The organism is Dictyobacter sp. Z7_2 (assembly GCF_057551105.1).
The window spans coordinates 5,024,533-5,049,337 of record NZ_BAAJPE010000002.1 but is presented as its reverse complement, the minus strand read 5'-3'; the positions used below and the strand labels follow the sequence as shown (position 1 = coordinate 5,049,337).

Below are 24,805 nucleotides of genomic sequence, written 5' to 3'. Positions count from 1 at the left end.
ACATGGCTATTTTTGATCGTCGAAGTCGCATGGATCTAGATCAACTCGTCGAAGAGTTTTCCACGACCTGTATGCCACGCCGCGCTTTTATCAAGCGAGCCACAGCGGCTGGACTGAGCTTGAGCGCGGCCTCCACGCTCCTGGCGGCCTGCGGCGGCGGCAGTTCTACCACCGGCGGAGCCAACACCAAGGTATCATCTATCGATGTGCTTACCGAGTGGAGCGGTGAAGAGCTGGCCTCGTTCAACGCCATTAACGCAGCCTTTACCACTAAAACCAAGATCAAGGTGAATGTCGAGTCCACACGTGACCTACCAGCCATTTTGAATACCCGTGTCAAGGGCAACAATCCACCTGACATCTGCGGCATGCCTAGCATCTCCACCTTCCATCAATTGGCCCAGCAGAAGAAGCTGGTCCGCCTGGACTCCTTCTTCGACATGTCTGCGATCAACAAAAACTACAACAAGACCTGGGTTGATCTCGCATCCTACAATGGCGGCCTGTATGCAGTCCTCCCGAAAGCCAACAACAAAGGGACCATCTGGTACAATCCGAGCGCCTTCAAGGCCGCAAATCTAACGATCCCGACCACCTGGAATGAATTGATTTCGCTCTCGGATAAGATCGCAGGTACCGGCAAATATCCGTGGTCCATGGGTGTGGAGAGCGCTGCCTCCAGCGGCTGGCCGGCTGCCGACTGGATCGCACAGATCTATATCAACCAGAGCGGACCTGATCTCTATAGCCAGTGGGTTAACCACAAAATTCCCTGGACGCATAGCAGCATCAAGAGCGCCTTCCAGATGTTCGGCCAGATTGTCAACGGCAACCACTACATCAACGGAGCACCACAATCGGTGTTAGCCACCAACTTCCAGGATGCAGCCTATGGTCCCTTCTATCCTACGCCGAAAGCGTACCTGTTCTATCTGGGTGACTTCACTGAGGGCTTTATCACAGGGCAATTCAAAAATCTCAAGGCGGGCACCGACTTTAATTTCTTCCCCTTCCCAACCATCAACGCGCAGTACAAGAACTCTGTCACTGGCGGCGCGGATATCGTAGTGGGCATGAAGGACAACGATGGCACACGTCAGTTCTTGCAATTCCTCTCGACAGCGGAAGCTCAGGAGATCTGGGTCAAGCGTGGTGGCTCAACGTCAATCAACAAAGCCGTCGATATCAACAGCTATCCCGATCCAATCGCACGCGCCTCGGCGGAACAGATGATCAGCGCCACTAACTTTAGTCTGGGAGCCGATGATATGATGCCACAGCAGGTTGAAAATGCCTTCTGGGCCGGAACGCTTGCCTACATCGGCGATCCGACCAAGCTGGATAGCGTTCTGAGCACGATTGAAAGCACAGCGCAGCAGGCGTATACCTCCTAAACGACTCACTCACGAGGAGAGAGCATCTTAGCCATGGAGAGACTGTCACGGCGTCGCGTCAGTCTCTCGTTTTCGCGGAGGGTACAGGAATATATGTCAACCGTCGCCACATCAAACACCGTCAGCGCGGTCCCCGGGCACAAGCCGCGCCATCGAGAAAAGCACGTCAACACCTGGTGGGCATGGATCTGGGTCGCGCCAGCGCTTATTTTAGAGTTGGTTTTCTTTATCTATCCCTTGATCAACACGATCCAGATCAGCTTCCAGGCCACTGATCAGAACACCGGAGCCACCTCATATGTTGGCTTCAAAAATTACATCACGATCTTCACCAATCCAGTCATGCTACAAGTGATCAAGAACAACCTGCTCTGGCTGGTCCTGGCCACCGTCCTGACCGTCGGATTGGGCTTACTGGTCGCCGTCCTGGTCGACAAGGTCAAAGTCGAAAACATCGTCAAATCCGCACTCTTTGTGCCCATGGCAATCTCTTTTGTCGGAGCAGGCGTGATCTGGCGCTTCGTCTATATCTACGAGCCGGCCAACCAGACGCAGATAGGACTACTGAACGCGATCCTATCCGTGTTTAATACCGGTCCGCAAGTCTGGCTCATCAACACGGCCATCAACAACTTCGCCCTGATCGCGGTCTACGTCTGGATGTGGACCGGCTTCAGCATGGTGATTATCTCGGCCGCCCTCAAAGGTATCCCCGAGGATGTAATTGAGGCCGCATCAATCGATGGTGCCAGTCGCTGGATGATGTTCTGGCGCATTACGATTCCGATGATCCAGCCGACGCTCGGCGTAGTTGCCACGACAATGATCATCAACATCCTGAAGATCTTCGATGTGATCTATGTCATGACCGGCGGCAACTACAACACCGACGTGATCGCAGTCGAATTTTATAACCAATTGTTCAACTTCAACAATTATGGACTGGCCAGTGCACTGGCGATACTTTTGTTGATCGTAATTACGCCTGTGATGTATATTAATATCCGTCGCCTGCGTTCAGAGGAGGCCGCAAGATGAGTGTATCGGAAACCGGCACATCCGGAGAATTGATCAAAGCGGCCACCATCAAGCCCGCAGCCCGCGAGAGCAACCGCGATGTGCGTAACCGTCTGCTGCGTCGTGGACTCGGAAGTGGCCTGCTGAGCGCCATCGTGATCATCCTGGGACTCCTCTGGTCGGTGCCTACCTTTGGACTCTTTATCAGTTCGTTTCGTCCCGCCAACCTGATCACCAGCACCGGCTGGTGGACAGGACTCGTCCCACCCTGGTCATTCACGCTCGCCAACTACATCGACGTCATCAACGCCCAGGGACTTGGATTGGCTTTCGTTAATAGCCTGATCATCTCGATCCCCGGCACGATCCTGCCGATGATCATCGGAGCCTTCGCCGCCTACGCCTTTGCCTGGATGCGCTTCCCGGGACGCGATCTCTTTTTCTTGAGCATCGTCGCCCTGCTCGTCATCCCCACGCAGATCGCGCTGGTGCCGATCCTCCAGATCTTCACCAACATCGGCCTGACCGGCGAATATGCCGCCGTCTGGTTAGCTCACACTGCCTTCGGACTGCCATTCGCCGTCTTCATGCTGCGCAACTCATTCGCCGCCCTGCCCGGAGACCTGATGGAGTCCGCTCACATCGACGGAGCCTCCCATTGGGGCATCTTCTGGAAAATCATCATCCCCCTCTCGGTGCCCGCGCTGGCATCGCTGGGAATCTTCCAATTCATGTGGGTCTGGAACGACCTGCTCACCTCCCTCATCTTCCTGGGAGGCAATCCGCAACGCGCACCCATGACCCTGACCGTTGCCAATCTCGTCGGCACCTATGGATCAAACTATCCAGTGCTCACCGCAGCGTCCTTTATCTCGATGCTGCTCCCATTGATCGTCTTCTTCGCGCTCCAGCGCTACTTCGTCCGAGGTATCCTGGCCGGATCGGTCAAAGGATAAGCAAACTCTGCTCTGCCAGTGGCTCATACGATGCGCAACGAGCAATGGGCATCTCGTTGCGCATCGTATGAGCCGAAGCGCCACGTTCAATCACCTGGCATCAAGACACATAAGGACGTTGCGTGGCAAAGAAGGATGGCCCCTTGAACCAGGCGCACGGGCCAGCCGACGTAGCGGCGCGGCTCCGCCGTGCTGTCACGTCCCGCACGAACACGTCCCACCGTGGGGAGATCGCTCAATGGAACTCCATGGGGAGCGTCATCATACGATTCACAGACAGCACGGCGGAGCCGCGCCGCTACGTCGGTGAGCCTCTCGCCCCATCGCCTTCCGGAGCTGTTTTGGACGCACAACACTGATACTGCATCGGCGCGATGACCTCCGACAGAGCAGTATTGTACCCGAAGACACGAGCTACGGTTGGGTTCCACAGGAGAGGAGCCGCTCGATTTTCTCGATTGTCCCAGACTCGCGACGAGGCGAGTAGATGAGTAGTCGCAGATCGTCAGCATCGATCATCTGGAGCCAGAGAAAATCAAAGGTCAGCTCTCCTACCAGCGGATGATGTATCAATTTACATCCTTCCGGCCCGTTGAGGACATCGTGACGATCCCACATTTCCCGAAACTCCGGGCTAATGCGGGAGAGTTCAGCGATCTGTGTCGCCCACCAGGGATCTTTGATGAAACGGCCATAGCCAGCGCGAAATTGCGCCAGAAATACGCGTGCCAACTTCTCCCACGCCTCGTTTCCTTTCCGCAGCACAGGAGGCGTGAATAATCTCCAGATGATGTTTCGCTCTCGCTCGGACACTTTGCCAGAATAACCACCGAGGATGACGTTAAAGGCCGCATTCCATGTCACGACGTTCAGACGAGCATCAACGACGCATGCAGGAGTTGCTCCGAGTTGGTGGAGAAACTGTTGGAAGGTCGGATTGATCGCCATTGGCGCAAACGTCTCGACGGGAGGTGGTTGTTTGAGTGCCAGTAAGAATAAATGGGTGCGTTCGTTTGTATCCAATTGCAAGACTCGCGCCAGACTTTCTAACAATTGCACGGAGACGTGAATATCTCGCCCCTGCTCAAGCCGGCTATACCATTCGGGGGTGACGCCAGCCAGCAGAGCTACTTCTCCTCGTCGTAAGCCCGGTGTCCGCCTGCGTATCCCTCTCGGTAATCCCATCTGTTCGGGCGAGATACGAGCGCGACGATTGCGCAAGAACGCGGCTAATTCGCGCTGACGATTCAACTCCAATTGATTTATCGACATGAAGCAAACTCCACTTCGTGATATGACCGGAAACGGGAAGTGTTAGTTCCTGAATAAACGCTGATCTCGTTAAAATCTATCTCTCATTATACACTCGTGGCAGGCACAGCGAGTAGACCCCTATGTAATGGGTCTACGAAACTCTTCGTCTCTGATCTCGCCCATCAGCGAGCGCGATTGAAACCGCTTTGAGATCATTTGGAAAGACTATCAGAAAGCAAAAAGTTGTTCGATCATAAACATTTGTCAAGAAATCGAGGGAAAGCATGAAAGCATTTGTCTTCTACGAGTATGGCCCCGCATCAAACCTCAAATACGAAGACGTCGAAGACCCCAAACCTGCCGCTGGCGAGGTACTCGTGCGAGTCTCCGCCACCAGCGTCAACCCCGCCGATTGGTTGGTACGCTCTGGTGCAGTCAAACATATCATTCCAGTTGAGTTCCCCTATATCCCTGGTTGTGACCTGGCAGGTATTGTGCATGAGGTAGGCGAGGGTGTCAGCGATTTCAAGCCAGGCGACCGCGTTATGGCCATGACCTTGCACACCTACGCCGAGCTTTGTACCGTCAAAGCCACCAACCTCGTCAAAATCCCCGACGGCATAGAGATGACTACTGCTGCCGCCCTTCCCCTGGTCACCAGTACAGGCGACCGGCTGACACGACTTTGTGCTCAAGCCCAACCTGGTCAAACGATACTCATCACCGGAGCGGTAGGTTCCGTCGGTCGCTCAGCGCTCTTCGCGGCCGCGGAGATTGGTGCCCACATCATTGCCGGCGTTCGTGGCAAGCAACTTGACGCGGCAAGCCAACTTCCTGGAGTAAGCGAGGCTATCGCCATCGATGATGATACAGAGATTGACAAACTTGGCCCTCTCGACTGTGTCGTCGATATCATCGGTGGGAAAACCGCCAACAAGCTGCTTGCCAGGATCAAACAAGGTGGCACATTCGGTTGCTTTTTCCAACCACAAGACGCCGCCCTTTATCCTGGCATCCATATCAATACCATATTCACACAAACTGGCCCCGCGCCTGACGTGCTACACTACGCTGAAGCTGCACGCGACGGCAAATTCAGCATTCCAATCGAGCGCGTCATGCCACTCACCGCTGCTGCTGAAGCACAGATAGCCGTCGAAAAGGGTGGTATTGCCAAGATTATTCTCACCGTCGGAGCACAATAATCAGGGGCATTGATCGTCTGCTTCGCGCTCCAGCGCTACTCCGTCTGAGGTATCCCGGCCGGATCGGTCAAAGGATAAGCTACGTCACACGTTCTACGCTTACACCTCCAGCATACAATTTACCGGAGGTTTTTTCTACAACTGGATGGGCGTCTTTGAGATGCCCAAAGACGCCCATCCAGTTCCAATTCATTCCCAGTCACTATTGACCGTATTTCAGCCAGATGTTTGATTTTTGACCCACAAAACTAGCAATTGGGGATATCTCTACCAGAGTTATCCTTGGCTTCATCGTTTCCCCAATAGGTCAAATAATATGCCGAGACATAATCCTGACCACCAGTATCCATATCAGTCCACAACCACCAGTGGTTATAATTCCCATTATCATCATAGACTTCAGGACCCCATTCCCGGCAAAACACATAGTTATTGCCAGCATACAGAGCCCCACCATATAAATAGCCATAGGCGGTCGCAAACGTGTTCACCCACCATTTACTATAGGCAGCAGTATGCGGCTTCACGCTGCTTGGAGCAATCCCTGTCGCTACTTTTATATGCGGGGAGGCTACATATGTAGACGAGACATTGATATGTGAGATACTCGCTGCTGAGGCATGGTGACTATCTGTCAGCAAGACAGATCCAACTAAGAGAAGAGCGAAAACAAAAAGAAGGGTCCTTTTCATTATCCTATGCCTTTCCTGCGCTAAAACGCATCTATCGATACATATATCAAACCATCAATACATATAAAATCACCAAAGTTTTGAGAGACTAAAACTGCAATAGCTAGCTTTCTTATCCAATCTGGCACCTTGGGGCAACTTATGATCCAGCGATTCCACTTCGGCTTTCGAACGCCACTCCACTTATTGGGCGTCACCAGTTACTTGAAAAGCTACAACGAGATCTTTATACAGAGAACGAGGCCAGAACAAGTGCGATCTATGGACTCCCCGGCGTCGGCAAGACAGCGCTAGCAATCGAGTTCGCCACCTCAACACAAACGCGTGAGCACTTTCATGATGGAATTCTTTGGGGAAACCTTGGTCCTCAAGCGAACCTACCAGCACTCCTGAGCCGCTGGGGAACCATACTTGGGATCAATGAAAACGGACACTCTCGTTTTCAAGACTGGCAAAGTTGGGCACATCCATTGCGTTTCGCCATCAGGGAACGTCGTATGCTTGTAATCCTGGATGATGTTTGGGAATTGGAAGATGCTCTGGCCTGTATGATTGGCGGGCAGCACTGCACTTACTTATTAACTACACGAAAACCTGATATAGCCTTGCTCTTTGCGCGTACAGCCGCGATGCAGATACCTGAATTATGCATGGAAGATGGAATTCAGTTACTCATAGAGTTAGCACCAGCACTCGAAAGGGTGGAGCAAAAGGAACTCAGCCGGCTTGTAGATATGGTAGGTGGACTTCCCCTGGCACTCACCTTAATGGGTAATTATTTACTCATCCACACAAGCAATTATCAGCCACGCCGGACGCAAGCAGCACTGGCACGCTTACAGCAGAACGATCTTCTGCTCCAATTACAACAGCCATATATTCACTCCAATTATACGGATACGACATCTCTCAAAGCCTCTCACACACTTCCTATGATAATAGGATTCAGCGAAAAGGCATTAGACAAGATCTCACAACAAGCGCTCAGGGCGCTGGCATGCCTCCCAGCCAAACCTAATAGTTTCTCAGAAGAGGCAGCACTGACCATTGCTGCGATAGAAACACATACCTTAGATACTCTTGTTGATAGCGGTTTATTAGAGCATATCGATCGAGACCGCTACCAAATACACCAAACAATTGTAGATTATGAACGCAGTAAAGTTATTGATGATTCGATTCAAGAGCGTATAGTACTATTTTATATCACCTATCTACGCGAAAACGCACACGATGCACTTGCTTTGGAACAAGAGATTACCAATGAATTACTGGCCCTGGATCTGGCCTTGATGCATGGGCATACTACAGCATTCCTCCAAGGAGTCAATGTGTGTATAACCTTCCTCATCAGTCGCGGTCAACTTGTGACTGCCACACGCCTTTTAACACATGGTCGAGAGGTGGCACACACATTGCATGATCAAACAGCCATGGCGTACATCTGGTTACATCAGGGAAAACTGGCTCAACAGCAAGCGGATTATCTCCAGGCTGAGCAGAGCTATCTGGCTAGCCTGGAACTAGCTCGTGTCCTTGAACGACAGGATTTAATAGGTTCTCTGCTAGCGTCCCTGGGAGAAGTAATGTTTTGCATGGGGGACTGTCTACGCGCTGAAGCCTACTTACAAGAAGGGCTGATGCTGGCACGCCAGGAACCACCTTCCACAGCACTAGCCTTTCTACTCAAGAATCTAGGAGAGGTTGTCAGTAGCTCACGCAGTTTTCAGCAAGGGATCATTTTTTATCAAGAGGGATTAGTGTGTGCGCGATCCATACAAAATCGTGAGCTTATGAGTGCCTTGCTACAAAATCTTGGTGTTATGGCCCAGCGCAGCAATCATTATGAACAAGCCAGTGCCTATTATCACGAAGGATTAGAGCTTGCCCAGGAAGTACATCACTGGCATCGAATGAGCGCTATCTTCATGAGCCTTGGTGTCCTCGCCATGTTACAAGAAGACATTGAGCAGGCCATGAATTTCTACCAACAGAGTCTAGAATTAGCCCAGCGTGTTGGCAGCCCACTCCGCATCAGCGCGGTGTTAGAGAATCTGGGCGTGGCCCAGATGAAACAAGGCAATGATCGGCTCGCAGAAAAGTATCTACAAGACAGCATGAGAATTGCACGTGAAATCGGTTATCGCTGGCTCATCTGCGAAACTCTCTGTGAATACGGTCATCTTCATCTCAAAAGCGGGCAACTTCAAGCGGCAGAGAATGCGTTATCAGAGGCAGAAGCGATAGCTCAAGCAATGGGAGTACCAGAATTAGTTGCAATGGTCTGCTACGGTCAAGCCCGTATTCTCGCCATGCGAGGATATATGGCTGAGGCACATGCAAAAGCGCTTCTCAGCCTCAATTACTACACATCGATCAATAGCGATCAGATTGATGTAGTTACACACCTGATCGAATCCGAAATCGGTGCCGTGCCGCTCGTCAGCGAGAGAGTCGAAAATCGCCCTATGGAGAGATTGTGAAGTATCTCATGTATTATAAACCCGGAGGTTGGCGCAAGCCAGCCTCCAATATTCCACTTCTCCGACCTTAATATAGCGCTGAAGACAGCGCTATACCGAATTGACATATATATTATATATCTGTACTATATATATAAAACTACTGTTGTGAATGGAGAAGTCCCTGCTGGATTTCTTGTCCATTCGAGCCATCAATGGAAGGATCACCAGATAGATGCAGCAGACTACAGTTCGTCAGATAGATGCAGATACGCTTGCCAATCAACATAACCTGGGCACCTTGCGCGATACATACGAACTCTACAGCTCATCTTGCTGCGCTTTTTTCTTTATACCCGTACTATTTCTCTTTTTTATTCTATTGCCTCTCGCGATCGCAATCCCATTACTGCGTTCTCAAATACCTCTGTCATTATCCCCATCCTTGATAGCTCCTGTATTTTTGCTCGTCTTTGCTGGTTTCGGTATCTATATCCTTATCAGGATGATCATTGGAGTCATCATTGCCTCGAAAAAACACGGCTCCGCGCTGCTCCTCTACACCAACGGCCTCATATTGCTACAATATCAGCAGCAGCAACTCGTATACTCCGATACACTTCACTGGCAAGATGTGGCATTTATCTGGCATCAGATCAAAATCGTTTCGGATGGTGAAAACAGTTCCCGCATAGTACATACATACAGCATACAAAACAAGCAAGGCACAACCTTCGGAGGCCCTTCATTTACATTCAATCAGGTAAAATTGGGTCACATCATCGAGCAAGATACAATCCCCTACCTCTGGCCCTCGACGCTGGATGCTTATCAACGTGGATCTCTTCTCACCTTTGGGACCATCGGCATCAGTTTAGCCGGGATTGACTACAACGGGCAACGCCTCTCCTGGCAGGACGTAAAAAGTATTCGCAGCGATCGCAATGGCGCCATTGCGATCAAGGGACAGAGTAATGGTCTCTTTTCATCCTGGGCCAGGGTCAAAGATAAGGATGTGCCTAATATCACGCTGCTCTATACACTACTGACATTCATCCGTGATCAACAGGGACCGACAGCTTTTTCCATTGAGGACAAGCGCTAGTGCCAGCGCGCCATGACCCAAATGGGTAAAGAAAATATCCTCCGGTAAATCCTTAAAATTCCGCTCGTGTACATCAATAACATGCTGCACAAACCCTTACACATGTGGATACACACAAAGGCCAGGGCATGACATATGCAACTATTTACCAAAATAAATAGTTCTGGTAAATCTAAAAGACTTCATACGTGTATATATGTGTAAGAGTTTCCAAGCCAGTAAAACACCGTCAGGCAATGGTTAATGCCTCAACGATACGTAAAGTTTCGTAGACATAAAATTAATCCTTGTATAAAAGGATTAAAAAACGTGTTTACATTTATCTTAATGTGCAAGCTGTGATATATCCTGACATTCAGAGAAAAAGATCAAACATTTTTTGAATGCACTTGTGCTGCAATTGGTGTGATTATGATGCATCTGAATGTTTATGGATAATGTGGCCAGTAAAAAAGAAAAAGGGAAAAGAAAAACATGAGAAAACCATCACCATCATTCCAGAAGCCAACATCGCACTCACGTCGTTCCATGATCAAAAGCACCATTGTTGGAGTCGCTGGCATAGGAGCCGTGGCAGGTCTCGCCGCTGGTGGAGTTGCTCTTACGCAGCAGCATCAAAGTGATCCGGCGCACGCAGCGAGTGTTGTCTCCCCCGATTCGATCCAGACCATCCTGAACATTGCTGTCACAGCCGAGCATCTAGCGGTGGCATTCTATACCCAGGCTCTGAATAATGCAAATTGGTTAGAATTTGGTGACAATGCCCGTCTGGATATCAAAGCCGCATTGATCGAAGAGCAACTTCATGCCCTCTTTTTGACCAGTCAGGGAGCGAAACCCCTCGTCGATAAATTCAGCTTCCCCCATGGAAAAAACACATTCCGCAGCCAGAAAATCTTTATTCAGACACAGCAACTCCTGGAGACGCTCTTTGTGGCAGCCTATATTGTGGCGGCGAAAGAATTTGCCATGTTAAATCGCCCGGACCTCGTCCAGATCGCAGGACAGATCGGGACAGTCGAAGCCGAGCATCGCGTCATTGGACGTGCCATTGGTGGGCTGCGACCTGCCAATAACCACGTATTTTCTCCCATCGTGATCCAGAAAGTCAGCGACGCCGTGACCGTACTGAAGAAGCAAGGTTTCCTCAATCCAGTCAATGGTAACAGCTTCACCTATCAACAGGTCAACACAAACTATCCGGATGTCATCATACGCAAGCCAACCGACGTACTCTGGTCTTAAAGGCAGGCAAGTGCATCAGCCACCCTTGCACCATGGCCACCTCGTAGCAACGAAAAGCAAAGGCGTGAGCCATGAATGGTCAAATGCTATTTAGACGAGAAGAAAGACCAGGCATCCCTGAACATGGAATGCCTGGTCTTTCTTCTCCGAACAGATAAACCGTTCTGTGTTGCATTTGATCACGATCTCAGTTCGTTATCTTCAGCGAATGCCGGATGACCTCCTCGGTTTTACTCAAAAGCTCAAACTGCTCATGTGTCATCTTCCAGCTCAGCGTGGCCGCATTATCTGCGGCCTGTTTGACATTCTTCGCGCCCGGTATAGGAATCACCAGAGGATGACTCTCAATCAGCCAGTTAAGCGCAACTTGAGCAATAGTAGCGTTATATCCCTTTGCTATCTCGTCCATGACCTGGAATAATGGTTCGAGCTTTTCACGTTGTACCGAGTAAGGTTTAGCAAATATTCGTCGTATGAACGGCGTTTCAGTTTCAAACAGCCTCGACATCTGAAGGATCGTGCGCGTTGTAGATGGATACTCTGCTCCACCGACTCTATACTTACCCGTTAAAACGCCCTCACTCAATGGAAGAATCGGTATGAAAGCAACATCTAACTCTTTGCAAGCGGCTAACATACCATCCGTTTCGGGATAGCGATGCAACAGATTATAGCCAGCCTGGTTTGAAGCGAGTGGAATCCCCTGACGAGCCAGATACGCTTGCGCATGTCGGAGATATTCCGTGTTGAAGTTACTGACACCAATAGCTCTGGCCTTTCCTGTTTTGACTGTTTCGGCCATCCCTTCAAGATAAGCATCGAGCTTACGCCGCGCAACTGGATAGTGGAGCTGGTAAAGATCTACCGCTTCGAGTCCCAGACGCTTCAGACTGCCATCGAGCGTGCTCATAATGTCCTTAGGCGAGAAGCGTTTCGAGGGATCGTACATTTTAGCCGGTGTAAATTTAGTGGCGACAGTAATAGGTCGACCATCACGACGACGAAATTCACCTAGCAGTTGCTCCGATAAACCTTTTGAGTAGCTTTCCGAAGTATCAAAGAAATTGAGACCAGCATCTAAACACGTCTTGTAAGCCTCAAACAGATCATCTCGGGTATATGTTTTTCCATAGCCGAAAGATTCCTTTCCCCATGATTGTGTACCAACTCCCATCACTGACACCTGGATGCCCGTTGCTCCAAGTCTACGATATTCGATACTATTCATCTTGCATGATTTCCTTTCCTTATGACTCATTAAAAGATTGATTGATCACTCATTTAATAAGAGAAAAAAATTTAAGCCACTGTCACTGCATGCCAAAAAGCGGTAAAACCTGCGCTATCGTAGCGCTCGGCTTCCGCAGGATGCTGGAGAATGAAGTCAATCGTCATATTCATGAGCGAGATAAGCAAGGCAACGCCAAATTCTGACGGCTGATCCCTGAGCGCCCCGTTGCCAAGACATTCGAGCAGCATCGCCTCCAGCACTTCATATCCGCTCCTTTCCAGACGCCTGACCTCTTCACTGATACAATCCGAAAATCTCAACAGGATCATTGCCTTATGCTTGGCCGGAGAGCTCACACCAAAGGCAACATACGTCTTCCAGAAGTAACGTGCACGTTCCTTCAAGCTCGCCTCAAAAGGATAACCGTCCATCCATTTCTCGCGTATCTCATCCTTCAGCGCCAGATAGAGGTCGTTGAACAACCTCTCTTTGGTCTCAAAGTAGGTAAACAGGGTCCCTTCTGCCACGCCAGCAGCCTGCGCGATTTTAGACGTGGGAGCACTCAAGCCTTGTTCGGCAATCAGCTCAATGGCCGCCGCCAGAATTGCGTTATATTTATCTTGACTTTTTGGTCTTGCCATACGATATCCTCAACGAGAAAATGACTGAGTACTTAATCATTATACTACCTGGAACATCTTCTGGCAAGCCAGCGTGGTGCGCCGAGATGCCCCATGTCTCTCTCGGCAGTCCCGACCGGCCAACGTAGTACGCTGTCAAAGGTCATCGCACCGATCTCTCATCTGAGATATGCACCTCATGGGGTGAGACGCCCACCGACGTAGCGGCGCGGCTCCGCCGTGCTGTCTGTGACTCGTCCGACCATGCACCTCATGAGGTTCCATTGCACAATCTTCCCACCGTGGAGCGTCTTGTTGGCGTTGCTTCCATCGGCACGTGGGACGGTGTCGTGCGGGAAGTGACAGCACGGCGGAGCCGCGCCGCTACGTCGGTGGGCGTCTCACCCCGGCGACTTCACGGATCTGTTTTGGGAACATATCTCCTCTGAGACAGAGGCGTGATGATCTTTGGCAGAGTAGTAGCGTCACGTGTCCTCTAAAATACTCAGATTTCATTCACTAATTTGCATCAAAGGATTTTCTATTGACAGCCCTGGATTAAAATGATAAGACAAAAGAAGCGGTATAAAAATTTATAATACATAGTTGTATCTTATTGTGCAAGGAGTACACCTGATGAAAAGCAAAGGACGCTTTCAGCTCATTAGTCTCTTGGTGATGACCCTGTTGATCAGTGCGGCAGTGCTCGGCGTGAGCCTGTTGCACGCGCCAGCCACGGTCAAGGCGGCTGGTACGGCCCCATCGGGACTGCATGTGGTCGGGAACAAGATCGAGGATGGTAGTAATAAAGTGATTATCCCCCACGGAGTCGATCGCATGGGTACCGAATACGCCTGTATCAGTACTGGCACGAGCGATTTCGATGGTCCGGTTGATCAGACGACGGTCAGCGCTATGACCTCATGGGCAACGAATATTGTGCGTGTCCCTTTAAATGAAGACTGCTGGCTTGGCATCAATGGCGAACCGGCCAACGGCAAGACGGCCGCACAATATCAGGCAGATATTGTCAATTGGGTTAATCTCCTCAATCAGAACGGCCAGATCGTCATCCTTGATCTGCATTGGAACAATTCTGGTACCAATAAAGCCACCGGTCAGCAGCCGATGCCCGATCTGGATCATACTCCTGCCTTCTGGACATCGGTCGCCAACACCTTCAAAAGCAATTCCTCGGTCATCTTTGACATCTATAACGAGCCCTACACGACCAGCTGGTCGTGCTGGAAAAATGGCAGTACTGCAGCTCAGACAAGTCCATGTAGCGACGTCGGCTTCGCCGTTGCAGGCATGCAAACCCTGGTCAACACCGTCCGTGCCACAGGAGCAACCAACATTATCATGCTCGGAGGCCTGGCCTACTCGAACGACCTGACTGGCTGGCTCGCCAACAAACCAACCGATCCACAAAATAATCTCGTCGCCTCGACCCACATCTACAACTTCAACGCCTGCGCCAACAGCAGTTGCTGGACCTCGCAGATCGCCCCGGTCAACGCCCAGGTACCCGTCTTTGCGGGAGAGATAGGCGAGAACGACTGCGCCTCAGGCTTCATCAGCACCCTGACGAGCTGGATGGATCAGCAAGGAATCGGCTACGCCGCCTGGACCTGGACCGCCAGCGGAAACTGCTCCGGGACGCCCGCACTGATCAGCGATTATACCGGCACGCCGACCAACTATGGAGCCGGCTATAAAGCTCATCTGATCGCCCTGGCCGGAAGCTCACCCACACCCACACCGACGGCGACGCCACGACCGGGCATCACTCCGACACCAGGCGTTACCCCGACACCGGGCATCACCCCAACACCAGTGACAGGTAGCGCATGCGGTATCCACTACGCCGTACAGAATCAGTGGCCCGGAGGCTTCACAGCTACCATCGTCATCAGTAACACAGGCTCCAGCGCCATCAGTAGCTGGACGCTCAAATTCACCTTCCCCGCCACACAAGGCATCTCGCAGGGATGGAGCGGTACATTCTCCGTACAAGGAGAAAATGTAACTGTGACCAACATGAGCTATAATGGCACCATCGCCGCCGGTAGCTCGACAAGTCTGGGCTTCAACGGCACCTGGAGCGGTAGCAATCCCTCTCCAACAACGTTCACGCTCAACGGGGCCACCTGTAGCCTATCGTAGCGTCGCACGCTGGCGTGCGATGTCCCACTCGATGTACGATCAGGCACGCCAGCGTGGCTCGCCAAGATCGAGCTGTCTCGTACGAGAAACTGGGGCGTCGCACGCTCGCGTGCGACACTACGATAGGGATTGGGCCACGGCTCGACCGGCGGCGCGGCCGGAGAAGATACAGCCACCCAGAAAGGTTCCCTCCAGAGCGCGATAGCCATGCACGCCGCCGCCGCCGAAGCCTGCGACTTCGCCGGCGGCATACAAGCCAGAGATCGGTTGATCATCGGCTTGCAGGACGCGGCTGGAGAGGTCGGTTTTGACGCCTCCCAGCGTTTTACGGCTCAGGATGGAGAGTCGCACGGCGATTAAGGGGCCTGCCGCTGGATCAAGGATGCGATGGGGTTTGGCGGTACGCACGAGCCGGTCTCCAATAAAGATCCGTGCGCCTCGGATAGCCAGTACCTGCTCATCCTGAGCATCCGTCTTCAAAATCTCCTGATCACGTGCGACCACCTGACGCTCCAGTGCAGCGAAGTCAATCAATGCATCGCCGGTCAGCTCGTTCATGGCCTGAACCAGATCAGCCAGATTCGAGCGTACGAGGAAATCCTTACCTTTCTGCTTGAATGCTTCGACAGGACCCATAGCAACGGGCAAAACACGCTTCAGAAGCATTGGAATACTACGGCCAGTCAGATCAGGATTCTGCTCGGAGCCTGAAAGGGCAAATTCGCGTTCAATGATACGCTGGTTAAGCAAAAGCCAGGAGTAGTCATAGCCGGATGTGGTGATATGTTGCAACGCTCCCAGAGTATCAAAGCCGGGAAAGAAAGGAGCCGGCAAGCGATCTCCATGAGCATCCAGCCACATTGATGAGGGACCACACAAAATGCGAATACCATGTCGATCCCAGATCGACGCGTAGTTATGGATGCCTTCTGGATAATTCCACATGCGATCCATGTTGATGAGATGTCCATCACTTTTCTTGAGCACATCAAACATAAATCCATCAACATGGGCCGGTACACCTGAAATCATATGCCTGGGAGGAGGCCCCAGACGTTGCGGCCAGTTCTGACGCACCATATCATGATTGCCCCCCATGCCTCCTGCGGTGACAATCACTGCTTGCGCCTTAAATTGGAAGTTGGCAACGACTGTCCGCGAGCTTCCCATCCCCCGCTCGACACTACTTGGTTCCAGCACCTCACCCTCAACGCCATCAATCACGCCGGCGCTTTTTGAAAGCGCGGTCACGCGATGACGAAAAGCGAAGGTCACAAGTCCACGCTGCTCACCCGCCCGCACACGCCGGATAAATGGCTCAATGACGCCCGGCCCTGTCCCCCAGGTGATATGAAAGCGTGGCACGGAATTACCATAGGGAGAGGCATCTTTTCCTTTGCGCTCCGTCCACTGGACCAGCGGAAAGAGACGCAATCCCTGAGCACGCAGCCAGGAATATTTCTCGCCCGCCGCAAAGTCCACATAGGCTTGCGCCCACAGACGCGGCCAGTGATCCTCGTCCCGATCAAAGCCCGCATTGCTTGACCAATCCTGCCAGGCCAACTCAGCGGAATCGTGGACCCCCAGACGACGTTGATCTGGCGAATTGACAAAGAAAAGGCCTCCAAAAGACCAGAACGCTTGCCCTCCCAGAGACTCTTCAGGCTCCTGTTCGACGATAATAACGTGTCGTCCTGCATCAACGAGCTCAGCGGCGGCGACCAGTCCAGCCAGACCCGCGCCCACAATGATCGCGTCTGCTTCCTTGACCATACTTTATCCCCTTTGACTCGCTTAACCTTTTACCTCTTGCTTACTATCTGCTGTTATAGTAGATGCTACCAAACACCGATGTCAAGAAGGACAACGTTCACTGACGAAATCTGCCTCCACCGAGCCGGACATCAGGAAATACAGGCATCGCTATGTGGCAAAATTTCAATATATGATATGATAGAATGATATATCCAGTCCAGAGACCTACATTTTTCATGCTTTATAGAGGCATCGTAGCCATCTGATGAACGTATACCTTATCCTTGGAGTACATCGCATGCATCGTCACCATATTGATCCCAAGATCAGCGTTAGTATCGTTTTTGTCGCCGCCATGTTTATGTCAATTATGGATACTACGATTGTCAACGTCGCTCTGCCCTCGCTCGGACGTCAACTGGGAGCCTCCAGTACTTCGATTGACGCCGTCGTCGTTTCGTATCTTGTTGCGCTGGCTGTGGTGATTCCCGCCTCCGGCTGGCTGGGAGATCGTTTTGGGACCAAGCTGATCTTTCTGGGTTCACTTGCTCTCTTCATCATTGCATCAGCACTCTGCGGGATCGCGCAAAATTTCCAGATGCTGGTACTCTTTCGCGCCTTGCAAGGGATCGCTGGTGGAGCATTAACTCCATCGGGGACCGCACTGCTCTTTCGCACCTTTCCACCTGAGCAGCGTGTCCAGGTGTCACGGATATTAATCATACCGACAGTCATCGCGCCAGCCGTTGGACCAGTCCTCGGCGGCTTCCTGGTGGATCAACTGTCATGGCGCTGGGTCTTTTATGTCAATGTCCCAATCGGTATTGCTGCCTTTATATTCGGCCTGATCTATCTTGATGAGTACCACCAGGCAGGTACCGGTCGCTTCGATCTGGTAGGCTTCCTACTGGCGGGCATCGGTCTGGCCGGGATCATGTATGCTTTAAGCGAAGGTCCCGCCTATGGATGGGCCTCGCCAGCTATCCTGAGCAGTCTGATTGTGGGACTCATTTTGATGACCATCTTCGTCTTCGTGGAAATGCGCATCTCCGAGCCGATGGTCAATCTACGCCTGTTTAATAATGGATTATTTCGTACCGCCAATCTTGTCACCTTCTTCTCCGGTGCAGGCTTCCTGGGAGTCCTCTTCATCGTGCCCCTCTTCTTACAGGAAGCACGCGGCGTCGATGCACTCACATCGGGCCTGACCACGTTCCCCGAAGCGATCGGTGTCGTCATATCGTCGCAGATCGTCGCTCGGCTATATCCCAGAACCGGACCGCGCAGGCTCTCGGCGTTCGGGCTCACTGGCGTAGCCATCCTGATCGCGCTTCTCAGCCTGATCGAACTCGGCACCAACCTCTGGCTGATGCGCGGGCTGATGTTCCTGATCGGCTTTGGTATGGCCTACTCATTCCTGCCGATGCAGACCGCCGCCTTCGCCACGATCTCGCGAGCCGAGACAGGACAGGCTTCAACCCTCTACAACGCCGAGCGACAGATCGGCTCCGCGCTGGGAGTCGCCATCCTGAGTACAGTACTCAGCATCTTTGGAACTGTCACGCGCAACGCCCAGGGAGCGATCGCCCCCAACGTCACAGCCTATCATGCAGCATTCATTACAGCAGCTGTACTCTGCCTGATCGCAGCCGCCTTCTCACTGGCCATCCACGATAAGGACGCCGCCGGCACCATGGTTGTCCAGAAGAAGCATGAACGCGTTCCAAGGGAGGTTGCAGAACCTGGAGTATCGCTCTCCGCTGATCAAGCGTAGCCCCTGAATTGTACAAAAGGGCTTGACCTTCAAGTATACTTTATCGTTTACACTCTTCAGAGCAAACCGATCCAGTTTGCTCTGTTCGTAACAGGCAACTGCTCATACGTGCAGGTTGTTTGTCTATAAGAAATTTGAGTGTAATATGACTACGCAAAAAAAACGGAAAGCATCGACTCGAGCGATTGTCCTGGGCGGCGGTGGGGTGACCGGTATTGCCTGGGAAGTTGGCATGTTGACAGGTCTGCTCGAAGCTGGAGTAGACCTTCATCAGGCCGATATAGTCATCGGCACATCAGCTGGAGCCTTCGTTGGAGTAGCCTTGTCCAGCGGTTACGATATGCATCAGTTCTTTGCCGCCCAATCAAAAGGAAGCGATACCGAGATCCCGACGGCTGCATCCGAACAGACCATCGCAGCATGGTCTCACGCGTTCGCCAGCGGAGGAAGCGATCCGCAGAAAGTCGGCGCGTTATTCGGAGACATTGCCATGAAAAATCCCGAGCCCGTACCACTGACACAACGCCGGACTGTGGTCAAGGCGCGACTCGTCACCACAGATTGGCCGCTGACGTTGCAAGTGACCGCCCTGGATGCTGAGAGCGGACGCTTGCACGTCTTCGACCACACATCAGGCGTTTCGCTCATCGACGCCGTAGCGGCAAGTGGAGCCGTCCCAGGTGTCTGGCCGCTGGTGCCACTCAATGGCAAAGCATGGATTGATGGAGGAATGGTATCATCAACCAACTCGCTCCTCGCTGATGGCTACGAGCGGATCATCATCCTGGCCCCTCTGCCGACCCGCTACGGTCAGATCCCCGGGCCTGAAGAGGATGCAAAGGTACTGAGCGCCAAAGCGAACGTCTCTTTCGTCGCTCCCGACGAGCAAAGCGTCGCCGCCATCGGACCAAATATCTACGACCCTGCACGCCAAAGCGCCGCCGCCGCCGCCGGTCGAGCGCAGGCCAAGAGCATCGCCACCGCCATACAGGCCATGTGGCGATGACCCGACGTGGCGACCAGTGACCTCACAGGGGGCGTAAAACTCCACCCATTAATAAAATGTGTCTTTTAAACCGTTATTGATTTAAAAACCGCAAATGTAGCACAGTGGTTTTACGCCCCTGTGAGGTGCCATAGCGTCAAAGTCCCTCCATTGATCATATTGCCTGGGAGGCGCTGGGAGCTGAACATGGTACATGAGTGGCATGGGCACCTCGGTTTTACACCCTGCGAGGTGCCATAGCGTCAAAGATCCTCCATTGATCATATTGCCTGGGAGGCACTGGGAGCCGAACATGGCACATGAGTGGCATGGGCACCTCGGTTTTACACCCCTGCGAGGTGCCATTGCGTCAAAGATCCTCCATTGATCATATTGCCTGGGAGGCGCTGGGAGCCGAACATGGCACATGAGTGGCATGGGCACCTCGGTTTTACACCCCTGCGAGGTGCCATTGCGTCAAAGACCATCCTTTGATCATATTGCCTGGGAGGCGCTGGGAGCTGAACATGGCACATGAGTGGCATGGGCACCTCGGTTTTACACCCTGCGAGGTGCCATAGCGTCAAAGTCCCTCCATTGATCCTATTGCCAGGGAGGCGCTGGGAGCTGAACATGGCACATGAGTGGCATGGGCACCTCACAGGGGCGTAAAACCCCTGTGCTACATTTTCGATATATTTATACAAAAGATGCAAAATCGTTATCCCATCGCTTGCATTTCTGTTCTGCCGCTGCCCTGGAAAGATGTGGGTAAAAGACAGCCAAGCCAACGCCGCACGCTGGTGGATGGGTCGCTTATATCACAAAAACCGTGCGAGCATGGCCCGTCTCTGTTGACCAGGCGGCTGTAACATCCGACAGGGGAACGGAATTGGTCGCAACCTTAAAACCTGCAGGAACGCTTGCTTGCAGCACGCCATCGATCGCCTTGATCAGACGCTTGAATGGCACGCTGCCAATGCCACTGCCCATCAGTTGGATCGCCGAGGAACGCAGGACCGGGTTAGGAAGGGAGATGCTATACGCACTGACGGCACCGATTTCGATAAAGCGGATCGGCACACCATCGGGTCCCGCTTTCGCCGCCGCAATCAGTAACCGTTCCGTACTTGGTCCCCACAGATAATCGAGAACGACATCGACACCATCGTGAAAAGGCTTCAGAAATGACTCTTCCATCGCATCTTCATCCTCGGCGAGAGGAACGATCACATCAGCACCCAGCGCGGCCAGAGACTGCAAAGCTTCGGGATTACGACCTGTCGCAATGACTTTCTTGGCTCCAAGGTGTTTGGCTATCTGGACAGCCAGACGACCGGATATACCAGTCGCTCCATTCACCAAAACCGTTTCTCCGGCTTGAAAGCGGGCACTTTCCTGTAACGCGGCCCAGGAAGACATCCCCGGAACAGCAATCGCTGCGGCAGTCACATCATCCAGTTCGTCGGGCAGGAAGATGCATTGTGACGCTCGCACGGTCGATCGCTCCGCCATGCTTCCATAGGGAGCAGATGGCATGACAAAGTAGACACGACGACCATCATCAAGCCGTCCAACCCCATCAATGCCAACCACAAAGGGGATCTTACCAGAGGAACTATAGTGCGTACCCGACGCCCGGCTACGCGTCACATGGCTGAGCGAGGCAGCAGTCACAGTAATCAGGTTTTCTCCCTCAGAGGGGACCGGCTCAGAAAAGTCTCTATATACAGGCGGTTGACCAGCTTCCACGATAAGGGCTGCTTTCATCTCTATACTCCTGTTCAATCAATCGATACTCATTCAAAATGCGTGTAAAATACACGTATTTAGCATAACAGAAAGAGGATAGACATGTCAAGGACGTCGGTGTATACTGCACTGATATGGACCAGAACATTCGTCAATTCTACGATGCCCTCTTTAATCTGATCGGGCTGATGAATCAGCCGCAACGTGATAACACCCTGCTTCAAGAAGCGGGCGTCTCTCTTGATCGCGCATTGTTTCCTTTGCTTGTAGTGATTGGTCGCCGCGACGCCATTGGCATCATGGAGCTGGCCAGTCTGGTTGGGCGTGATCATACGACGGTGAGCCGCCAGGTAGCCACGTTAGGCCGCCTGGGGCTGGTAACGCGTCGCGCCGGAACCAGAGATGGACGCGAACGCAAGGTGATTGCTACTCCGGAAGGGCTCGTCATCGTGAGCGCTCTGGATGCAGCGCGGGAAAGATTAATACAACCTATTCTCCAGCAATGGGATGAGCAAGACTGGAACACGTTTGTTGCTCTCCTGAGTCGCTTTGCGAACGACGCGCTGGCGCTTGCCGCAAGTCATAAAGATGACGTGGCACCTCAATAGGCCACGTCAGCAGAGAGTATCACAGCTTGAAAGCAATCCAGATCAAAGCGCGGAAAGCATAGCAGCTCCCGTTTTAATCCCGAGAAAGAAGCGTGCAAGCTCCATATTCTCATTGGGAGCGTGATTGGCTTGATCGGCATTGGCATAGGGGACGCAAAACGCTGGTATGCCTAACGTTTTGGTGAAGACATAGTTGGGCAGACTTCCTCCCACGGATGGCACGAACAGCGGCTCTGCCCCCTGAGCAACGCTGACCGCCTGACGTAGCAGTTCCGCAAATGGAGATGCAAGCGATGTTTTCGATGGGTCCATCGCCCCGTAGCTGATCACCTCGACCTCGGGAGCATGCCGTCGCACGTGATCCTGGATCCTGGCGAGGATGTCTTCAGAGGTCTGGGCTTCTACGAGCCTGATGTCGCATTTGGCAATGGCTTCATGCGGCAGGACCGTTTTGGAGCCGGGTCCGCCATAGCCTCCATGAATGCCATTGATCGTAAAGGTAGGCCACGCGGATCGTCGCTCAGAATAGCCACGTTCCTGAGGCTCATCCAGACGAGAAATCTCCAGGTTACGTTTGACCTGCTCGATATCGACCGGAAGCTTCAACAACGCCTGATGCTCCAGATCGGTCAACGGCTGCACATGATCGTAAAAGCCATCGATAGTGATCTCTCCGCGCTCATTCTTCATCGTCGCCAGCAGATGCACCAGCGTCCAGAGCGGATTGGGAACAATGCCGCCCCAGTTCCCTGAATGCAGATCTCGATTAGCTCCTCGCGCACGCAGCTCGATGTCGAGCACGCCACGCACCCCAAAGCTGATGATAGATTGTCCGCTCTCGTGCACAGGTCCGTCACTGATAAGCACCAGATCGGCCTCCAGCAGCTCCCGATGATCACGCACAAACTCGGGCATACGCGGACTCCCAATCTCCTCCTCGCCCTCCAGCAGAAACTTCACATTGCAAGGAAGCGTCCCGCGACAAGCCAGCAACGCCTCCAAAGCCAGCAACTGCGCAAAATGCTGACCTTTATTATCGCCGACCCCACGCGCATAGAGCCGTCCAGCGCGGATCGTTGGCTCGAAAGGCGGAGTGATCCACTGATCCAGCGGATCTGGGGGCTGAACGTCATAATGTCCATAGAGCAGCACCGTCGGCTTGCTCGGATCGACCGCATAGGTGCCAAAAACCATCGGACAGCCCGACGTCGGGATGATCTGCGTCTCCAACCCGATCTGCCTCATAATATCAGCAATGTATTCCGCGACCTCAGCGATGCCTTCGCCGTACGCGCTAATACTCGGTCGCCGCACATAGTCGATGAGACGCTCCAGAGAGCGATCGGCATGCTGATCAATCCAATGAAAGATATCAGACAAGTCTGAGAGAGAGCCTGTATTCATAACGTTCCTCCTCATATATAGGGATAGCGGACACGTAAGCTGTCACAGCAGCAAAGTAGCGCAGGCGTAAGATGAGTTTCTCTGACGATTGCTCTCCTTTTGTCTCCACATGGGAAAGAAAAGCAAAAGAGCCGCTCTCCTTAAACTTTCACCAAGAGTGGACCGGTTCCGCAAAATCCTGGGAGTGACAAAAGGCGTGGTCATGCGCCAGCGACGATGTCCTTGAGCTGGTCGCGGGACACTTGGATCAGTTGTAACAGATCTTGCGCGTCGGGTTCGTTGGCCCAGCGGTCAAACGCTGTTTTGAACGCGATGACTCCGACTTCTGCGGCAAGGCGCGCGGCAGGGTTCGTCACGCCACGTCTTTGCAACGCTTCGGCCATGGCCGAGGTGAGCCATGCCTCTTTCAGCAGTTCGCGTTCTTGGAGCCCCGGGTTTGCGGCGATCACCGCCTGACGCTGCCGGACGAGTTCATGGCGCTCCTGGAGCACAGGCACGAGGGCCTCCAGGGCTGTGGCAACTGCATCGAGCGGCATAGTGGAAGCAGGCGCAGCTTCGATGGTACGCACACAAATAGTGCGCAACAAGTCCTGCTCTCCAAACAGCACCTCGCGCTTATCAACGAAGTGGCGGAAAAACGTGCGCTCAGTGAGACCAGCCCGTTCAGCGATCTCCGTCACCGTCGTCTGCTCAAACCCACGTTCCTGGTACAGGTCCAGAGCTGCCTGCTCCAGTCGGCCCCTGGCATCGGGTTCCCATCGGCCCATATATTCACCCTCCTTCATGGCAGTTATTGACATCACTTCTATTATATGGTATTATTTTGATGTCAGCAACTGACATCACCGTTGTGTCTTCCCAGGACGAAACAGTGGCGTAGCAAAACAAAAAAAGAAAGAAAGAGGAATCGCACACATGGAATTTATGGTGAGCGGCAGCTTTTACCCACACGATCAAGAAGAGATTCTCGCCCGTTTGCCCCAGGAGCAGGCGCATATTCACGTCTTACAAGAGCAAGGAACGATACAGGCACTCTATCACAGTGCTGACCTTTCACATGTCTGGCTTGTGATACGGGGAGCGTCACAGGATGAGGTACAAAAGACTCTGGAGTCCTTCCCGCTTTATCCTTACGTGAGAGAGATAGCAATCGCATCACTCGTCAAGATGTAGCCGATAA

22 protein-coding genes are annotated in these 24,805 nt (G+C 52.5%); 14 read left to right on the top strand and 8 right to left on the bottom strand.

The annotated features are described in order from the left end of the window. The first annotated feature begins 2 nt into the window (after positions 1–2). The 4 genes from AC27N8_RS34520 to AC27N8_RS34505 all read left to right on the top strand — a co-directional run bounded on the left by AC27N8_RS34520 (position 3) and on the right by AC27N8_RS34505 (position 3,726). Positions 3–1,394, top strand: a complete 1,392-nt coding sequence (locus AC27N8_RS34520) for an ABC transporter substrate-binding protein (RefSeq protein WP_487074132.1) — start codon at positions 3–5, stop codon at positions 1,392–1,394. Positions 1,395–1,427: 33 nt separating this feature from the next. Beyond that, positions 1,428–2,432 carry a carbohydrate ABC transporter permease gene (locus AC27N8_RS34515; protein WP_487074130.1) on the top strand — a complete coding sequence of 335 codons (1,005 nt, stop codon included), beginning with the start codon at positions 1,428–1,430 and terminating at the stop codon, positions 2,430–2,432. Further along, positions 2,429–3,367 carry a carbohydrate ABC transporter permease gene (locus AC27N8_RS34510; RefSeq protein ID WP_487074128.1) on the top strand — a complete coding sequence of 313 codons (939 nt, stop codon included), beginning with the start codon at positions 2,429–2,431 and terminating at the stop codon, positions 3,365–3,367. The genes AC27N8_RS34515 and AC27N8_RS34510 overlap by 4 nt, the downstream gene beginning before the upstream one ends. Positions 3,368–3,489: 122 nt before the next feature. Continuing rightward, positions 3,490–3,726 (top strand): hypothetical protein, encoded by a 237-nt coding sequence (locus tag AC27N8_RS34505; RefSeq protein ID WP_487074126.1) that lies wholly within the window; start codon positions 3,490–3,492, stop codon positions 3,724–3,726. A gap of 55 nt (positions 3,727–3,781) precedes the next feature. On the opposite strand, the gene AC27N8_RS34500 is transcribed toward AC27N8_RS34505, so the two are convergent. Beyond that, entirely contained in the window at positions 3,782–4,639 is an 858-nt protein-coding gene (locus AC27N8_RS34500; protein ID WP_487074124.1) for a helix-turn-helix transcriptional regulator, read from the bottom strand. Between the two features lie 266 nt (positions 4,640–4,905). Here AC27N8_RS34500 and AC27N8_RS34495 point away from each other — a divergent pair, with 266 nt between their 5' ends. Next, complete coding sequence (locus tag AC27N8_RS34495; RefSeq protein WP_487074122.1) at positions 4,906–5,826, top strand: NADP-dependent oxidoreductase; 921 nt, start codon at positions 4,906–4,908, stop codon at positions 5,824–5,826. 248 nt (positions 5,827–6,074) lie between these two features. Here the strand turns inward: AC27N8_RS34495 and AC27N8_RS34490 are convergent, their stop codons facing one another. Further along, complete coding sequence (locus AC27N8_RS34490) at positions 6,075–6,518, bottom strand: hypothetical protein (RefSeq protein ID WP_487074120.1); 444 nt, start codon at positions 6,516–6,518, stop codon at positions 6,075–6,077. Positions 6,519–6,637: 119 nt separating this feature from the next. Between AC27N8_RS34490 and AC27N8_RS34485 the strand changes: the two genes are divergently transcribed. From AC27N8_RS34485 to AC27N8_RS34475, 3 genes are all read left to right on the top strand, one after another. Further along, positions 6,638–9,001, top strand: a complete 2,364-nt coding sequence (locus AC27N8_RS34485) for a tetratricopeptide repeat protein (RefSeq protein ID WP_487074814.1) — start codon at positions 6,638–6,640, stop codon at positions 8,999–9,001. Between the two features lie 214 nt (positions 9,002–9,215). Continuing rightward, a complete protein-coding gene (locus AC27N8_RS34480; protein ID WP_487074118.1) occupies positions 9,216–10,085 on the top strand; it encodes a DUF6585 family protein in 870 nt (289 codons plus the stop codon). A 474-nt stretch (positions 10,086–10,559) separates the two neighbouring features. Then, a complete protein-coding gene (locus AC27N8_RS34475; RefSeq protein ID WP_487074116.1) occupies positions 10,560–11,330 on the top strand; it encodes a ferritin-like domain-containing protein in 771 nt (256 codons plus the stop codon). A gap of 187 nt (positions 11,331–11,517) precedes the next feature. On the opposite strand, the gene AC27N8_RS34470 is transcribed toward AC27N8_RS34475, so the two are convergent. Further along, on the bottom strand, positions 11,518–12,558 hold the full coding sequence (locus tag AC27N8_RS34470) for an aldo/keto reductase (protein ID WP_487074115.1): 1,041 nt from the start codon (positions 12,556–12,558) through the stop codon (positions 11,518–11,520). A gap of 71 nt (positions 12,559–12,629) precedes the next feature. After that, positions 12,630–13,202, bottom strand: coding sequence for a TetR/AcrR family transcriptional regulator (locus AC27N8_RS34465; protein ID WP_487074113.1), 573 nt, complete (start codon positions 13,200–13,202; stop codon positions 12,630–12,632). 263 nt (positions 13,203–13,465) lie between these two features. Between AC27N8_RS34465 and AC27N8_RS34460 the strand changes: the two genes are divergently transcribed. Both AC27N8_RS34460 and AC27N8_RS34455 read left to right on the top strand, forming a co-directional pair. Next, complete coding sequence (locus tag AC27N8_RS34460; protein WP_487074111.1) at positions 13,466–13,630, top strand: hypothetical protein; 165 nt, start codon at positions 13,466–13,468, stop codon at positions 13,628–13,630. 187 nt (positions 13,631–13,817) lie between these two features. Continuing rightward, positions 13,818–15,347 carry a cellulase family glycosylhydrolase gene (locus AC27N8_RS34455; protein ID WP_487074109.1) on the top strand — a complete coding sequence of 510 codons (1,530 nt, stop codon included), beginning with the start codon at positions 13,818–13,820 and terminating at the stop codon, positions 15,345–15,347. 117 nt (positions 15,348–15,464) lie between these two features. Here the strand turns inward: AC27N8_RS34455 and AC27N8_RS34450 are convergent, their stop codons facing one another. Continuing rightward, a complete protein-coding gene (locus AC27N8_RS34450; RefSeq protein ID WP_487074107.1) occupies positions 15,465–17,120 on the bottom strand; it encodes an FAD-binding dehydrogenase in 1,656 nt (551 codons plus the stop codon). Positions 17,121–17,400: 280 nt separating this feature from the next. On the opposite strand from AC27N8_RS34450, the gene AC27N8_RS34445 reads away from it, so the two are divergent. Together AC27N8_RS34445 and AC27N8_RS34440 are read left to right on the top strand one after the other, a co-directional pair. After that, a complete protein-coding gene (locus tag AC27N8_RS34445) occupies positions 17,401–18,876 on the top strand; it encodes a DHA2 family efflux MFS transporter permease subunit (protein WP_487074105.1) in 1,476 nt (491 codons plus the stop codon). Between the two features lie 145 nt (positions 18,877–19,021). Next, positions 19,022–19,882: a patatin-like phospholipase family protein gene (locus tag AC27N8_RS34440; protein WP_487074103.1), complete on the top strand. Its 861-nt coding sequence runs from the start codon at positions 19,022–19,024 to the stop codon at positions 19,880–19,882. A 795-nt stretch (positions 19,883–20,677) separates the two neighbouring features. On the opposite strand, the gene AC27N8_RS34435 is transcribed toward AC27N8_RS34440, so the two are convergent. Continuing rightward, entirely contained in the window at positions 20,678–21,631 is a 954-nt protein-coding gene (locus AC27N8_RS34435; protein WP_487074101.1) for a quinone oxidoreductase family protein, read from the bottom strand. 116 nt (positions 21,632–21,747) lie between these two features. Here AC27N8_RS34435 and AC27N8_RS34430 point away from each other — a divergent pair, with 116 nt between their 5' ends. Beyond that, a complete protein-coding gene (locus AC27N8_RS34430; RefSeq protein ID WP_487074099.1) occupies positions 21,748–22,221 on the top strand; it encodes a MarR family winged helix-turn-helix transcriptional regulator in 474 nt (157 codons plus the stop codon). 42 nt (positions 22,222–22,263) lie between these two features. Here the strand turns inward: AC27N8_RS34430 and AC27N8_RS34425 are convergent, their stop codons facing one another. Next, complete coding sequence (locus tag AC27N8_RS34425) at positions 22,264–23,625, bottom strand: M20/M25/M40 family metallo-hydrolase (RefSeq protein ID WP_487074097.1); 1,362 nt, start codon at positions 23,623–23,625, stop codon at positions 22,264–22,266. 200 nt (positions 23,626–23,825) lie between these two features. Continuing rightward, positions 23,826–24,392, bottom strand: coding sequence for a TetR family transcriptional regulator (locus AC27N8_RS34420; protein ID WP_487074095.1), 567 nt, complete (start codon positions 24,390–24,392; stop codon positions 23,826–23,828). A gap of 148 nt (positions 24,393–24,540) precedes the next feature. Between AC27N8_RS34420 and AC27N8_RS34415 the strand changes: the two genes are divergently transcribed. After that, complete coding sequence (locus AC27N8_RS34415) at positions 24,541–24,798, top strand: muconolactone Delta-isomerase family protein (protein WP_487074093.1); 258 nt, start codon at positions 24,541–24,543, stop codon at positions 24,796–24,798. Positions 24,799–24,805: the final 7 nt, after the last annotated feature.

Coding starts and splice junctions, on each gene's coding strand:
- AC27N8_RS34430 (WP_487074099.1), top strand. CDS start 21,748: ATGGACCAGAACATTCGTCAATTCTACGATGCCCTCTTTAATCTGATC.
- AC27N8_RS34455 (WP_487074109.1), top strand. CDS start 13,818: ATGAAAAGCAAAGGACGCTTTCAGCTCATTAGTCTCTTGGTGATGACC.
- AC27N8_RS34515 (WP_487074130.1), top strand. CDS start 1,428: ATGGAGAGACTGTCACGGCGTCGCGTCAGTCTCTCGTTTTCGCGGAGG.
- AC27N8_RS34475 (WP_487074116.1), top strand. CDS start 10,560: ATGAGAAAACCATCACCATCATTCCAGAAGCCAACATCGCACTCACGT.
- AC27N8_RS34490 (WP_487074120.1), bottom strand. CDS start 6,518: ATGAAAAGGACCCTTCTTTTTGTTTTCGCTCTTCTCTTAGTTGGATCT.
- AC27N8_RS34420 (WP_487074095.1), bottom strand. CDS start 24,392: ATGGGCCGATGGGAACCCGATGCCAGGGGCCGACTGGAGCAGGCAGCT.
- AC27N8_RS34500 (WP_487074124.1), bottom strand. CDS start 4,639: ATGTCGATAAATCAATTGGAGTTGAATCGTCAGCGCGAATTAGCCGCG.
- AC27N8_RS34440 (WP_487074103.1), top strand. CDS start 19,022: ATGACTACGCAAAAAAAACGGAAAGCATCGACTCGAGCGATTGTCCTG.
- AC27N8_RS34480 (WP_487074118.1), top strand. CDS start 9,216: ATGCAGCAGACTACAGTTCGTCAGATAGATGCAGATACGCTTGCCAAT.
- AC27N8_RS34465 (WP_487074113.1), bottom strand. CDS start 13,202: ATGGCAAGACCAAAAAGTCAAGATAAATATAACGCAATTCTGGCGGCG.
- AC27N8_RS34435 (WP_487074101.1), bottom strand. CDS start 21,631: ATGAAAGCAGCCCTTATCGTGGAAGCTGGTCAACCGCCTGTATATAGA.
- AC27N8_RS34415 (WP_487074093.1), top strand. CDS start 24,541: ATGGAATTTATGGTGAGCGGCAGCTTTTACCCACACGATCAAGAAGAG.
- AC27N8_RS34520 (WP_487074132.1), top strand. CDS start 3: ATGGCTATTTTTGATCGTCGAAGTCGCATGGATCTAGATCAACTCGTC.
- AC27N8_RS34470 (WP_487074115.1), bottom strand. CDS start 12,558: ATGAATAGTATCGAATATCGTAGACTTGGAGCAACGGGCATCCAGGTG.
- AC27N8_RS34495 (WP_487074122.1), top strand. CDS start 4,906: ATGAAAGCATTTGTCTTCTACGAGTATGGCCCCGCATCAAACCTCAAA.
- AC27N8_RS34445 (WP_487074105.1), top strand. CDS start 17,401: ATGCATCGTCACCATATTGATCCCAAGATCAGCGTTAGTATCGTTTTT.
- AC27N8_RS34450 (WP_487074107.1), bottom strand. CDS start 17,120: ATGGTCAAGGAAGCAGACGCGATCATTGTGGGCGCGGGTCTGGCTGGA.
- AC27N8_RS34510 (WP_487074128.1), top strand. CDS start 2,429: ATGAGTGTATCGGAAACCGGCACATCCGGAGAATTGATCAAAGCGGCC.
- AC27N8_RS34425 (WP_487074097.1), bottom strand. CDS start 23,625: ATGAATACAGGCTCTCTCTCAGACTTGTCTGATATCTTTCATTGGATT.